At 68.5% G+C, this 12,405-nt stretch carries 12 protein-coding genes; 7 read left to right on the forward strand and 5 right to left on the reverse strand.

The features are described 5' to 3' along the window. Window positions 1-142 precede the first annotated feature (142 nt). Together GF399_11120 and GF399_11125 are read right to left on the reverse strand one after the other, a co-directional pair. On the reverse strand, window positions 143-1,639 hold the full coding sequence (locus tag GF399_11120; protein ID MBD3400863.1) for a hypothetical protein: 1,497 nt from the start codon (window positions 1,637-1,639) through the stop codon (window positions 143-145). Window positions 1,640-1,983: 344 nt separating this feature from the next. Beyond that, entirely contained in the window at window positions 1,984-3,114 is a 1,131-nt protein-coding gene (locus GF399_11125; GenBank protein MBD3400864.1) for a hypothetical protein, read from the reverse strand. A 153-nt stretch (window positions 3,115-3,267) separates the two neighbouring features. Between GF399_11125 and GF399_11130 the strand changes: the two genes are divergently transcribed. Beyond that, a complete protein-coding gene (locus tag GF399_11130; protein MBD3400865.1) occupies window positions 3,268-3,939 on the forward strand; it encodes a hypothetical protein in 672 nt (223 codons plus the stop codon). After that, a complete protein-coding gene (locus GF399_11135) occupies window positions 3,939-5,909 on the forward strand; it encodes a DEAD/DEAH box helicase (GenBank protein ID MBD3400866.1) in 1,971 nt (656 codons plus the stop codon). Before GF399_11130 ends, GF399_11135 begins: the two co-directional genes overlap by 1 nt. A gap of 241 nt (window positions 5,910-6,150) precedes the next feature. Here GF399_11135 and GF399_11140 read toward each other — a convergent pair whose 3' ends face one another. After that, window positions 6,151-6,657, reverse strand: coding sequence for an arsenate reductase ArsC (locus GF399_11140; protein MBD3400867.1), 507 nt, complete (start codon window positions 6,655-6,657; stop codon window positions 6,151-6,153). Between the two features lie 167 nt (window positions 6,658-6,824). On the opposite strand from GF399_11140, the gene murA reads away from it, so the two are divergent. Both murA and asnS read left to right on the forward strand, forming a co-directional pair. Continuing rightward, window positions 6,825-8,099 (forward strand): UDP-N-acetylglucosamine 1-carboxyvinyltransferase, encoded by a 1,275-nt coding sequence (murA, locus tag GF399_11145; GenBank protein ID MBD3400868.1) that lies wholly within the window; start codon window positions 6,825-6,827, stop codon window positions 8,097-8,099. Window positions 8,100-8,316: 217 nt separating this feature from the next. Continuing rightward, on the forward strand, window positions 8,317-9,675 hold the full coding sequence (asnS, locus tag GF399_11150) for an asparagine--tRNA ligase (protein ID MBD3400869.1): 1,359 nt from the start codon (window positions 8,317-8,319) through the stop codon (window positions 9,673-9,675). 178 nt (window positions 9,676-9,853) lie between these two features. Here the strand turns inward: asnS and GF399_11155 are convergent, their stop codons facing one another. Both GF399_11155 and rdgB read right to left on the reverse strand, forming a co-directional pair. After that, entirely contained in the window at window positions 9,854-10,357 is a 504-nt protein-coding gene (locus GF399_11155) for a hypothetical protein (GenBank protein ID MBD3400870.1), read from the reverse strand. Beyond that, window positions 10,354-11,025: an RdgB/HAM1 family non-canonical purine NTP pyrophosphatase gene (gene rdgB, locus GF399_11160; GenBank protein ID MBD3400871.1), complete on the reverse strand. Its 672-nt coding sequence runs from the start codon at window positions 11,023-11,025 to the stop codon at window positions 10,354-10,356. Before rdgB ends, GF399_11155 begins: the two co-directional genes overlap by 4 nt. A 140-nt stretch (window positions 11,026-11,165) precedes the next feature. On the opposite strand from rdgB, the gene GF399_11165 reads away from it, so the two are divergent. The 3 genes from GF399_11165 to GF399_11175 all read left to right on the forward strand — a co-directional run bounded on the left by GF399_11165 (window position 11,166) and on the right by GF399_11175 (window position 12,212). Next, window positions 11,166-11,582 (forward strand): DUF2089 family protein, encoded by a 417-nt coding sequence (locus tag GF399_11165; GenBank protein ID MBD3400872.1) that lies wholly within the window; start codon window positions 11,166-11,168, stop codon window positions 11,580-11,582. A 90-nt stretch (window positions 11,583-11,672) separates the two neighbouring features. Continuing rightward, complete coding sequence (locus GF399_11170) at window positions 11,673-11,819, forward strand: hypothetical protein (protein MBD3400873.1); 147 nt, start codon at window positions 11,673-11,675, stop codon at window positions 11,817-11,819. A 15-nt stretch (window positions 11,820-11,834) separates the two neighbouring features. After that, entirely contained in the window at window positions 11,835-12,212 is a 378-nt protein-coding gene (locus GF399_11175; GenBank protein ID MBD3400874.1) for a hypothetical protein, read from the forward strand. Window positions 12,213-12,405: the final 193 nt, after the last annotated feature.

Here is a 12,405-nt window from a genome sequence, read left to right on the forward strand (position 1 = left end):
CGGCCGGGGGCCGGCGGACGCAGGCTGGAGAGCCCGTGCTCCCCAGCCGATTGCCGATCATCCTTCGCCGTCGTTAAGAATGAAAACGGGTCGGAGCGCACCGACCCGTTTTCCAAATCTTGTGAGCTTGACCTTCCGCCGGCTAATCCAGCGCCTTGATGGCGCCCCAGCTGTCGGCGACCGTCGAGAAGCCCTGGGTGCTGAAGTTCCAGCTCAGCGGCGCGGCGGTGGCGTTGCCCAGTGTATCGGCCAGTCCGGCGGCCAGGGTGCAGGTGATCATGGCCGGGGGTAATTCGTCCGCCGGGGTGAAGGTGCAGACGACGTCCTTGGGGTTGGAGTCGTCAATGAGCAGTTCGCCGGGAACGGCGGCCGTCGCCGCGGGTCGCAGACCCAGGTTGGCCGGCGGTGCGGCGTTCGGGGTGATGCCGCCGCCGTCGCTCTCCACGGTGAAGTCGATTGTCGACGGATCGACTCCGGTCTCGTCGTAGCAGTGGAAGACGATGGTGGTGTTGGCCGGCACGCCCGCGGCGCCGTTTGCCGGCACCTGACCGGCGACGACGGGGGGTTGCTCGTCGGAGGGCAAGACGACCTCGAAGCCGTAGGTGTTCTCGGCCAGCCGGGTGTTGCCGACCAGCGATTCCTCGGCCCGGACGTTCCAGTACCACGAGCCGGCGTCGAAGGTGCCGAAGACGATTTCGTAGGAGGTGGCGTCACCGACATCGAGTTCGCGGGCCCCGGTCAGCTCGGGATTGTCTGCCAGCAACAGATCGTAGCTCAGCTCCCCCGAGCCGTTGTAGAGGGGCTCTTCCCAGCTGAAGGAAACCGGGACGCCGACGCCGACCTCGACGTCGTCCTGGGGGGTCAGGAGGTTGAAGGGCCCGATCTGGCTGTCCACCTGGAGCTGATCGATGAAGCGCACGCCGAGATACTGCTCGAGATTGGGCTCTTCGTAGAGGTAGAGGGCGGCTTCCGAGCCGTCGGCGTTCTCCAGACCCACGGTGGCGCTGGCGCCGTAGTCGCGCCAACTGTCGCCGAAGACGCTGCTGTAGTGCATCTCGATGCGATTGTTGAAGCCCGCGCCTTCGGATGCGTAGATCTGCAGCTGGAACTTGATCACCTCGGCCTCGGAGCCGTCGGCGAAGTAGGCCGGACGGTAGGTGATCGCCAGGTACTGAACGCCGTCTTTCTCCGCCTGGTCGACGAACATATGGGGCACGCGCAGGTCGTCCCACCAGATGGCCATCAGGGCGTTGGGCGGCTGCGGATCCGGGATCTGCTGGTTGAGGGGGTCGTCCATCGCCTCCTCGGCGAAGCCGATGATCCCGTTCGAACCGACGTAGAGGGTGCTGCCCGTCGGGTAATCGACGCCGCAGAAGCGGACGTCGAAGGGCAGGGTGGTGGTCCAGTACTCGTTGTCGCCGACCCAATTCTGCTGGCCCATCTGGCGCAACCACCAGTAGCGGAAGGGCGGATCCACCAGCTCGTTGGTGTCGAAGAAGTAGTAGCCGGCACCGGAGCCGCTGGCGAGGGCCGGATCGAAGGCGGCGTCGGCCGTGGTTTCCCCGGCGTGCACGGTCAGCGCGGGGGCGGCCAGGGCGGCCAGGGCGGCGAGGAGAAGCAGCGGCAACGTTTTTTTCATGAGCGCTCCCGGATGTCGGCTTGAGGCTGTCGCCTTTGGACGGCGGCGTCGTATGCAGAGTCTAATATAAGGATAAGTTCCGGCATGTCAAGGCCCGTGCCCAACTAATCCGGCACGACCCTCGAGCGCAACGGCCCGGTCGGGGGCGCCGGGAGCAGTCGGACTACCCGGAATAGCCGCCGGGTGCCCGGTTTCCCGCTAAACGGGGGGGGCGGATCGGGGTTGAACGGCGGGGTCTTTTTTCCACCCGTAGCGGCGCGGGCGCTCCGTCGGTGGGCGGGGCCCGCGCGAACCCATTATAGAGCAAGAAGCCTGTCAATTCAGTTGCCGGTCCGACACCGACTTCACCACCGGCGCCAGTTCAGCTCCAGACCGCGCTCGGTCAGGGCGGCGAGGAACTCGGCGGCGGGCAGGGCGTGCTCCGGCGGCAGGGCGCCGGTGCGCTCCCGCCGTCCCGCGGCCAGCAACCGGGCCGCCACGGCCACCGGGAACCCCGTGCAGCGCATCATCGCCGTCAGCCCCGCCTCCTCGTCGGCGTAGTCCAGCAGCTCGGCGCGCAGCCGGCCCCCGGGTCCGCGGAAGTCGGCCAGCAGGACGACCAGGTCGCGGCCCGTCCCGGCCAGCCGGGTTTCGAGTTGGCGCTCCAGCAGCCGGCGGGGTCGCAGCCTCGCGCCGTCGACTTCCCGGGGTTCGTCGTCGTCGAGCCCCAGCTCGAACAGGGCCCGCACCAGGCGGGCGTGCCCCGGATACCGCAGGGTCTTGTACTCGACGAGGTCCGCCCGACCGGCGTAGGTCTGCGGCAGCGTCGAGGCCCCACCCGAGGTGTGGAAGGCCTCCAGGGCGCCCAGGACCGGGTGCTCCAGCTGCTCGATCTCGCTCAGGGCCGGGACCGTCGTCGGCCGTCCGCCGCGCAGCACCCGGCAGGGCTCCCGATACTCGTTGACCAGCCCCTCGGCGGAGAAGACGATCTCGTAGCGCCACTCGCCCCGCGGTTCCCGCGGCAGGCCGCCGACGCGCAACCGGGCCTCGTCGAGCCCCCCGAGGAGTTCCTCGGCCCGCCGGGTCAGGACGTTGACCAGCCCCGGCGCCAGGCCCATGTCCGGCAGCACGACCACCCCGGCCCGGCGGGCTTCCTCGTCCAGCGCGAGCTCGGCGGCGACGACGTCGTTGTTGCCGCCCAGATCGACGAAGTGACAGCCCGCCGCCACGGCGCAGCGCGCCAAACTCAGGTTCAAGCGGTAACTGGAAGCCGAAACGAGGACGTCGACGTCGCTCAGCCATTCAATCACGGTGTACTCGTCTGTCGCGTCGAGGCGTCGCCCGACGACCCGGGCGTCGTCCAGCCGGGCCGCCAGTCCGGTCAGACGATCGCCGTCGTTGTCCGCCAGGCGTAGCTCGAGCAGCCCGTCGTCGTCCAGGCAGTCTCGGGCGATGGTCCGCGCCATCATACCGCAGCCCAACAGGGCGATCCGCATCGTCGGCTCCTTTCGTGGCCGGTCGAGGCCGGGTGGGGTCGCGGCCCAGCCGGCGAACGCTGTCAGGTCGATTATACCAGCCGGCGGCTGTAATCGCCGCCGGCGCTGTTATATACTCACCAGGTGGGACTGAAACGCTCGACAGCCCTTCTGTTGCTGACGCTGTTGGCCGCGTTCTGCGCCTGTCGGCCCGCTGAGGGCGACGCCGCTTTGCGCTGCCTGGCCTACGCCGAAACCTTCAACGAGGTCAACCTGGTTTTGCGGGTCGAGGAGGCGGCCTACCCGATCCTGCTGGAGAAACTGACCCTGGCCCAGAACCAGTTGCGCGAGCGCCTGGAGGAGCTGCCCCGGGAGCTGCTGCTGGCCGCCCGCCGGGTGGTGCCGGACTCGCCGGAGGCCCGGGCGGTCCTCGAGACCGAGGGCCGGCGGGCCGACGAGTTTCGGGCGGCCCTGCTGCTGGAGGCCGAGAAACTCCTCGACGAGCCGCCGCGGCCCCGGCCCGTCGACGGTCGGTACCGGGTGGACCTGCTGACCGTGGCCCTGGTTACCCCGCAGCAGCGCCTGGAGAGGCTGCGCAGCGTCGGGCTGACCGCGGAGCTGGCGGCCCAGTTCGAGGACTACGAGATCGAGCGCCGCACCGCCGGGTTGGCCTGGCACGAGCTGGCCGGACGCTACAGCTCGGCCCTGGCCGCCCGCGTCCCCGAGGCCGCGGCCTACCGCCGCGTCAACCGCGAACTGACCAACCGGCTCGAGGCCGTCCGGGAGTACCGCCGCGGGCTGAACGAGCTGGAGAACCCCTTCGAGGAAGCGGGGGAGAACGACTGATGCCCGCCGAACTGCGACAGCTCTTCGGACCGGCCGGTCCCCTGGCCGGTCTATTGAAGAACTACGAGCCCCGCCCCGCCCAGGCCGCGATGGCCGAAGCCGTCTATCAGGGATTGCGCGACGGCGGCGGCCTCCTCGTCGAGGCCGGCACCGGCACGGGCAAGAGCCTGGCCTATCTGATCCCCGCTCTCGAGCTCGGCGGCACCAAGGCCAAAGTCGTCGTCGCCACCCACACCATCGCCCTGCAGCAGCAGTTGATGTCCGTCGACGTTCCCCTGGCCCGGGACGCCCTGGGCACGGACAAGCCGACGGCCCTGCTCCAGGGGCGGACCAACTACCTCTGTCAGCGCAAACTCCACCGACAGCAACTGCTGGGGCTGATCGCCGGCCGGGGGGCCGCCGAGCGCCAGCGCAAGCTGTTCGAGCTGGCCAAGAACGCCCGACGCGGCGACCGGGCCGAGGTGCCCTTCAGGCTGCCGCTGGCCGAATGGCTGTCCGTGGCCAGCTCGCCGGACACCTGCGCTCGCTCGGCCTGCCACTTCCACGGCGACTGTTTCTACCAGCGGGCCCGGCGCCGGGCCCAGGGCGCGGCCCTGATCGTCACCAACCACGCCCTGCTGCTGACCGACGCGGTGATGCGGGCCAAGGAGACCCAGGTCCTGCCCGATTACGAGCACCTGATCATCGACGAGGCCCACCGGCTGGAGGATTCGGCCACCAGCGCCCTGGGGCGGATGGTCTCCCTGGGCCGGCTGCGGGCCCTGCGGCGCGACCTCTACTCCCAGCGGCGCAAACGCGGTCTGCTGGCCGCCGTGGTGCAGACCAAGGTGCTGGAGGAGGGTGAGCTGCTGCGGCGGCTCAGCGATCTGAACTCCGCCGGGGAGCGGCACTTCGCCGACCTCGACGAGCAGCTCCCCCGCCGCGGCGAGCGCACCGTCATCGAGGATCGCTTTCGCGGTGAGAACACCCTGACCCTGCAGTTGGCGGCGCTGGCCGATTGGCTCAAGGAGAGCGCCGCCGGCGTCGACGAGGAGGACGCCGCCGAGATCAGCGGCGCCGTCGGCCGCCTGCGCGACTTCGCCGCCGATCTCGAGGCCCTCGAGGAGCGCGAGCTGGAGGATTTCGTCTACTGGGCCCAGCGGCCCGAACCCGCCGCCCCGCCGGAGCTCCACGCCGCCCCCGTCGAGGTCGGCCCCCTCCTCGGCGAGCTGCTCTGGCCCCTGGCCGGCGGCGTGACGGCCACCAGCGCCACCCTGACCGTCGACGGCCGCTTCGACTACGTCCGCTCCCGGCTGGGCTTCCCCCCGGGCGCCGAACTGGGCCTGCCCGGCGGCTTCGACTACGCCGCCCAGACCGCCCTCTACCTGCCCCGGCTGCCCGACCCCCGCCACGACGACTACTACCCCGCCGCCGCCGCCGAGATCATCCGCCTGGTCAAGCTCGTCGAGCGGGGCGGCAGCCTGATCCTCTGCACAAGCTACCGCGCCCTGCGACGCTTCAACGAGCTGACCGCCGGGGAACTCGAACCCCTGGGTTATCGGCTCTTCGCCCAGGGCGACACCGACCGCAGCCAACTGCTGCGCAGCTTCAAGCGGGCCCGGCGCGGTGTACTGTTAGCCACGGCCACCTTCTGGGAGGGCGTCGATCTCCCCGGCGACCAGCTCCGCCTGCTGGTCATCGCCAAGCTGCCCTTCGCCGTGCCGACGGACCCCGTCATCCGCGCCCGGGGCGCCCGCCTCGAGGAGCGCGGGATCAACCCCTTCATGGCCTATTCCGTCCCCGTGGCCGCCCTGCGCCTGCGCCAGGGTTTCGGCCGCCTGATCCGGGGCCGCGACGACCGCGGCGTGGTCGCCGTCCTGGACAGCCGGGTGCTGACCAAACGCTACGGCCGCGTCTTCCTCGACTCCCTCCCTCCGGCGCGCCGGGTGCCGCGCTTCGACCCCGTTGTCCTGTCCGATTATCTGAACTGACCCAGGGTCCACCCTACAGGGAAAAAAATGCCGGCCGCGGGCCGGCATGTACAGATTTCGGGAGCCTGTGCTCCATAGCCAATGCGCGAGCGAAGCATATCAACCCACGTAGGCGGGGGCTTTGCCCCCGCCTACGTTACGCCGTCACCGAAGCGTCCCCAACCACAATTCGCGGCGACCCGCGCCGGAACTCGCCCTAGCGGGGCATTCAAAGAAGTCAGCCGGAACCGGCGGGCGCCCGTCAGCCCCGGAAGCCCGCCAGGCCGACGGCGACGTGGCCGATGCGCTCGAGCGGCGCCGCCGCCAGACGGTTGAAGCGCCGCCTGAGGTTGTCCCGCAGGCGGCGGAAGATCTTCAACCGCTCGCCGTGCGCCTCGGGCGCGGCTGCCGGATCGGCGTAGGACCAGAGGATGGTCGTCGTACCCGCCCAGCTGGGGCATTGACGCCAGGTGTCGTTATCGAGGACGATCACCAGGTCGAAGCCCTCGCCGGCCAGTTCGATGGTCGACTTGGGGCGCTGATCGCCCAGGGGTACGCCGATCTCGCTCAGCACGGCGTAGGTCATCGGGTGGATGGCTGGACCGGGTTCGAGTCCGGCGCTGAAAGCGCCGAAGGCGCCCTGGCTCTCGTGACGCAGCAGGGCCTCGGCCAGTTGGCCGCGGGCCACGTTACGGTGCGACAGGAACAGCACCTTGTAATCGTACCGTCGGCGCGGGTGAGGGCTTATGCTGGGCCAGGGACGGGGCATGCAGCCTCGGTGTCTGGGAACGGCGCAAGCGGCTGACTTGGGTACACCGTTAGTATTGTAGCCGAACTGCGCGGTGGCGACAAGGGCCCTTTACCCCGCCGCCTCCGGGGTGGTATCGTAAAGCGACAAACGGTGAGTTGCGACTCAACGAAGGGACGGAGCAGAACATGGACACATTCGTCATCCACGGCGGCAAGAAACTCGCCGGCGAATTGACCGTCTCCGGCTCGAAGAACGCCTCGCTGCCGATGTACGCGGCGGCGATCCTGGCCGTCGAGGGCGAGCTGGTCCTCGGCAACATCCCCCGGCTGCGCGATGTCTTCACCATGCTCGAGGTGCTGCGGGTACTGGGGGTGGAATCACGCTGGCTGGACGATCACCGGGTGGCCCTCGACGGTTCGGGGAAGCTGAAGGAGACGGCGCCCTACGAGCTGGTGCGCAAGATGCGGGCCAGCGTCAACGTCCTGGGACCGCTGGTGGGCCGCCTGGGGCGGGCCCGGGTCTCCCTGCCGGGCGGCTGCGCCATCGGTACCCGGCCGGTGGACCTGCATCTCAAGGGGCTGGAGGCCCTGGGCGCCACGGTGGAGATCGAGCACGGCTACATCGTCGCCGAGGCCGACAGGCTGCGCGGGGCGCGGATCAACCTGCTGGGCGCCAACGGCCCCTCCCGCGGCGCCACGGCCAACGTGCTGATGGCCGCCGTCACCGCCGCGGGCACCACGGTCATCGAGGGCGCCGCCCGGGAGCCGGAGACCGCCGACCTCTGCAACCTGCTCAACGCCATGGGGGCGCGTATCGGGGGCATCGGCAGCCCGACCCTGGTCATCGAAGGTGTCGAGGCTCTCCACGGCGTCGAGTACGCGGTGATGAGCGACGCCGTCGAGGCCGGGACCTACATGGTCGCCGCGGGGATGACCCATTCCCGCTTCAGGATGAACAACTGCCCCCTGGCGATGATGGGGCCGATCACCAGCGTGCTGGAACGGGCCGGGCTGGGTTTCAGTCCGGGCGGACCCGGCGTCGTCGAGGTCGACGGCACCGACGGCCTGTTCCCCGTCGAGGTGCGCACCGGCCCCTGGCCGGAGTTCCCCACGGACATGCAGGCCCAGTTGCTGGCGATGTGCTGCCTGGCGCCGGGGATCAGCGTCTTCACCGAGACCATCTATCCGGACCGCTTCATGCACGTCCCGGAGCTGGTCAGGCTGGGCGCCGCCATCAGCCGGGACACCGCCACCGCCGTGGTCCACGGCACGGCGGGTCTCCAGGGGGCCCATGTGATGGCCACGGACCTGCGGGCCTCGGCCGCCCTGGTGCTGGCCGGGCTGGCCGCCGAGGGCGAAACCCACGTCCACCGCGTCTACCACCTCGACCGGGGCTACGAGAAGATGGAGGAGAAGCTGCGCGCCCTGGGCGCCGACGTCGAGCGTGTCGAGGAGGCCTAGGGCTCGTTAATATAAGCCGCCCGGCGCCGTCACGGTTCTTGCGGGCCGAGTCGTATCTGCCGACCGGGCAGATACGACTCGGTGCAAGAACGCGCGCCGGCGCCTCCCTTGACCCCGTCCCGGGCGCCCACTATAATCCAGGGTCCCCGCACGTCGGGGGCCGATTGTTACCCGGATTAACCATAAACGACCCGAGCGAACGTGGAAAGGAGGCGACGTGGAAGTCCTGCTCAGCGATATCGCCGCGCACGTGGGCCGGACCGTGACCGTCAAGGGTTGGGTCCACAACAAGCGGCAGAGCTCGAAGAAACTGCTGTTCCTGCAGTTGCGCGACGGCACCGGCACCATCCAGGGGGTGGTGGCGAAGAACGAGCTCGGCGAGGCGGGCTTCGCCGCCGCCGCCGCCGCGACGCTGGAGTGCTCCTGCGAGGTCGAGGGGTTGGTCAAGGCCGACGAGCGCGCTCCGACGGGCCACGAGCTGGTGGTCAGCGGTTTCCGCCTGGTGGGGGCGAGCCCTCCGGACTACCCGCTCCAGCCCCGGGGCAAGGGCGAGGAGCCCCACGGAGCGGATTTCCTCTTGAACCATCGTCATCTTTGGCTGCGCACTCCGCGTCAGCGGGCCATCCTGCGTCTGCGCGACCGGACGATCTTCTACCTGCGCAGCTTCTTCGACGAGCGTGGTTTCACCCTGATCGATTCGCCGATTCTGACGGCCAACGCCTGCGAGGGCACCAGCACCCTGTTCGAGGTCGACTACTTCGACCGGCCGGCCTACCTGTCCCAGTCCGGCCAGCTCTACGTCGAGCCGGCCTGTCAGGCCCTGCGCAAGGTCTACTGCTTCGGTCCGACCTTCCGGGCGGAGAAGTCCTTCACCCGCAAGCACCTGACCGAGTTCTGGATGCTGGAGCCCGAGGTGGCCTTCCTGACCCAGCGGGGCAATATGGACCTCCAGGAGGCGATGGTCAAGTACGTCGTGGGCCGGGTGCTGGAGGACGACACGGCGCTGATCAGCGAGATTCACGACAAGCGCGGCCTGGACTTCGCCGAGGACGAGGAGTCCGCTGACGAGGTCGTCGACCGGCTGGAGCAGGCCCGCGACACGGACTTCCTTCGCCTGACCTACGACGAGGCGCTGGCGGAGCTGGAGCGCCGGGGCGAACCGCTGGAGTGGGGGGAGGACTTCGGCGCGCCCCACGAGTCCGCCCTGGTCGAGGGTCTAACGGTGCCGGTCTTCGTCGAGCGTTGGCCGGCGCAGGCCAAGGCCTTCTACATGGAGCCGGACTTTAATGACGAGCGCTACGTTCAGTGCGACGACCTGATCACCAGCGGCGGCTACGGCGAGCTGATCGGCGGCAGCATCCGCATCCACGATCCCGAGCTGCTGCTCGAGCGGATCGACGACCACGGCCTCGACCGGGTCGACTTCCAGTGGTACCTGGACGTGCGGCGCTACGGCAGCGTGCCCCACGGCGGCTACGGCCTGGGGCTGGAGCGTTTCGTCCAGTGGCTGGGCGGCGTGCGCCACATCCGCGAGGTGATCCCCTTCCCGCGGACGATCAAACGCCTGGAGCCCTAGGCTGAGCGAACGGTGGACTGACGGGGGCGGGCATTCCAGGTCGGCCCCTTCTTCGTTACCGGTGATTACGAGTGACGCAGCTTGTCGCGAGCCCGGCGGAAAAATCCGCTGGACCGAGGCCCCGGCGGAAGCCGGGGCCTCGTCGTTCGTCAAGGGTCAATCGGTAACGGCCGCCGATTCAATACCCCTCGATGATGCGGTTGACGATCCGCTCGGCGAGGAGTTCGACGAGGCGCTCGTAGGCCTGCTCCTCGGTCTCGGCCTCCATCCCGGCGACGTCGATATCGTAGTAGTCGACCTTCTCGCGCAGGGTGGGCACGTGGAACAGGTCGCGTTTGCTGGCCAGGTCGCGGAAGGTCAGCTCGACCTCGACGGTCAGCTCGCGCTCCTTGACGTCCTCCTCGACGTCGTAGGTCTTGGCCCGGGTGACGTAGCGGGTGATGCTGACCAGGAGGAGGGCGTCGGCGCGGTCGCGGTCCCTGACGGTCAACGGGGAGTTGGTCAGCAGCTCCTCGATGACCTCCTCGGTGAGGGTCTGCTCGATGCCGTAGGTGAAGGTCTGGTTCTCGAAAACGGGGACGGCGACGGACTCGATCCCCGGCGGCAGGTTGGGGGTGAAGGTGTAGCGGCAGCCGCCGAAGAGGACGAGGGACACAAGGGCGATCATCGGCAGGCGTCTCATGGGGCCACCTCGCGCAGGTAGGTCGTCAGCCGGGCCAGGGCGCGGCCGCGGTGGCTGACGGCGTGTTTCTCCTCGGGTCGGTACTGGGCGAAGGTGCGCTCGTCGCCCGCGGGATGGAACAGGGGATCGTAGCCGAAGCCGCCGTCGCCCCGCCGCCGGTCGCCGATCAGGCCCTGAACCTCGCCCCGGGTGCTGAAGAGGATACCGCCTGCGGCGTCGACCAGGGCCAGGGCGCAGGTGTAGTGGGCCCGGCGGTCGGCGACCCCCTCGAGCTCGGCCAGCAGGCGGGTGTTGTTGAGCGCGTCGGCCTCGGCGCCGGGAACGCGCAGCCGTCGCCCGCCGGGATAGCCCGGGTGGACGCGGCGCAATTCGGCGTCGGTCAAGCCGTGGTAACGGGCGCTGAGCACCCCGGGCGCCCCGCCCAGGGCGGCCACGCTGAGGCCGGAGTCCTCGCCCAGTCCGGGCACGCCGAAGGCCCCGGCCACGGCGCGGGCCTTGATCAGGGCGTTGTCGCGGAAGGTGCGGCCGTTCTCGACGATGCGCAGGGCGCCGTCGGGGTCCAACTCGTTCAGTCCCAGAAGCTCGAGGCCCCGCGGTTCGAGCAGCTCGCGCAACTCACGCAGCTTGGCGGGGTTGCGGGTGGCGACGATCAAGCGACCGAAACTCATGTTATATAATCCCTAACGCGAGGTTAATTTATTTAATCTTTCACTTGACAATCTCAAGGTGCCCGGCTATACTGTTGACGAACTGAGGGCGGGAAACAGTATTCGGCTCCAGGGCCCGCCGCCCGGCAAGCAACGCAAACATGCAAACGGCAAACATGCAAACGAGGATGACAATGCCCTACCCGATGCCCCATCGCTGCCCCGTCTGCGGCCACGGACTCAACGTCGTCGAGGTCCACTGCAAATCCTGCCGCACCACGCTCAACGGCGACTTCGCCCCCTGCGAGTTCTGCAGCCTGTCCGTGGAAAAGCGGGCGCTGCTCAAGAGCTTCGTCGCCGTTGGCGGCAGCATCAAGGCCCTCGAAGAGGTCCTCGGCGTCAGCTACCCCACGGTCAAGAAGCGCCTGGGCGAGCTGGCCCGGGAGCTGGGGGTGGCCGACCGCATGCCGGCCTACGATCCCAAGAAGCTCGCCGAGGAGCGCAGCGGCATCCTCGATCAACTGGCCGCCGGCGAGATCGACGCCGACGAGGCCGCCGCCAAACTGGCCGAACTCTAACGCCTTGCCCGACCAGGAGAAACCGAGCAGCTCAAGAGTACCTGAAACGGCGCGGCCGGTCAATCCGCCGCCCGGACGGAGGAACAAGCCGTGAAATCCCCAGACACCGCGCCCGGCCTGATCGTCAACATCAACATCAACCTCATCCAGGCGCCCGCCGAGGAGCTCGACCCCGACGAACACGTCTGGCTGATCGAAGAACCCGTCACCGCCCACCGCAGCCCCTTGGGGCTCTAGCGACAAGGAGTAACGATGAACGCCGAAGAGCGCAAGAAGATCCTCGACATGGTCGTCAACGGTCAGCTCACCGCCGAAGAAGCCGAGAAGTTGATGGCCGCCGGCGAGAAAGCCGAGCGCGAGGAATCCGGACTGGCCAGCAACAAGTTTCTGATCATCAAGGTCCACCAGGGCGAGAACACCAACGTCAACGTCCGCCTGCCCATCGGGCTGGCCAAGATCGCCAAGATGTTCATCCCCAAGGACCTCGAGGTCAACGGCAAGCCCCTGGACATCGACTTCGACGAGATCATCAAGCTCGTCGAGACCGAGGTCACCGGTAATATCGTCGAGGTGCACCAGATTGATGAGGAGACCGGCGAGACCACCGACGTCGAGATCTACCTCGAGTAGCTGGCGGCACAGCCCTGGAACAATCGAGACGGGCCGCCAGGCCCGTCTTTTTTTTGACAAGTACTATCAACTGCAACTATTATTGCTCTATGGATGTGATTGCGCCAACTTATTTCAAACGGTAGACGACCTCAAAGGAGGCGGAGAATGAAACGGATGCTGTTGCTCGTTTCGGCCTTGGCCTTAGTCGCGC

The sequence above is a fragment of the Candidatus Coatesbacteria bacterium genome (assembly GCA_014728225.1).
GTDB lineage: Bacteria > RBG-13-66-14 > RBG-13-66-14 > RBG-13-66-14 > RBG-13-66-14 > WJLX01.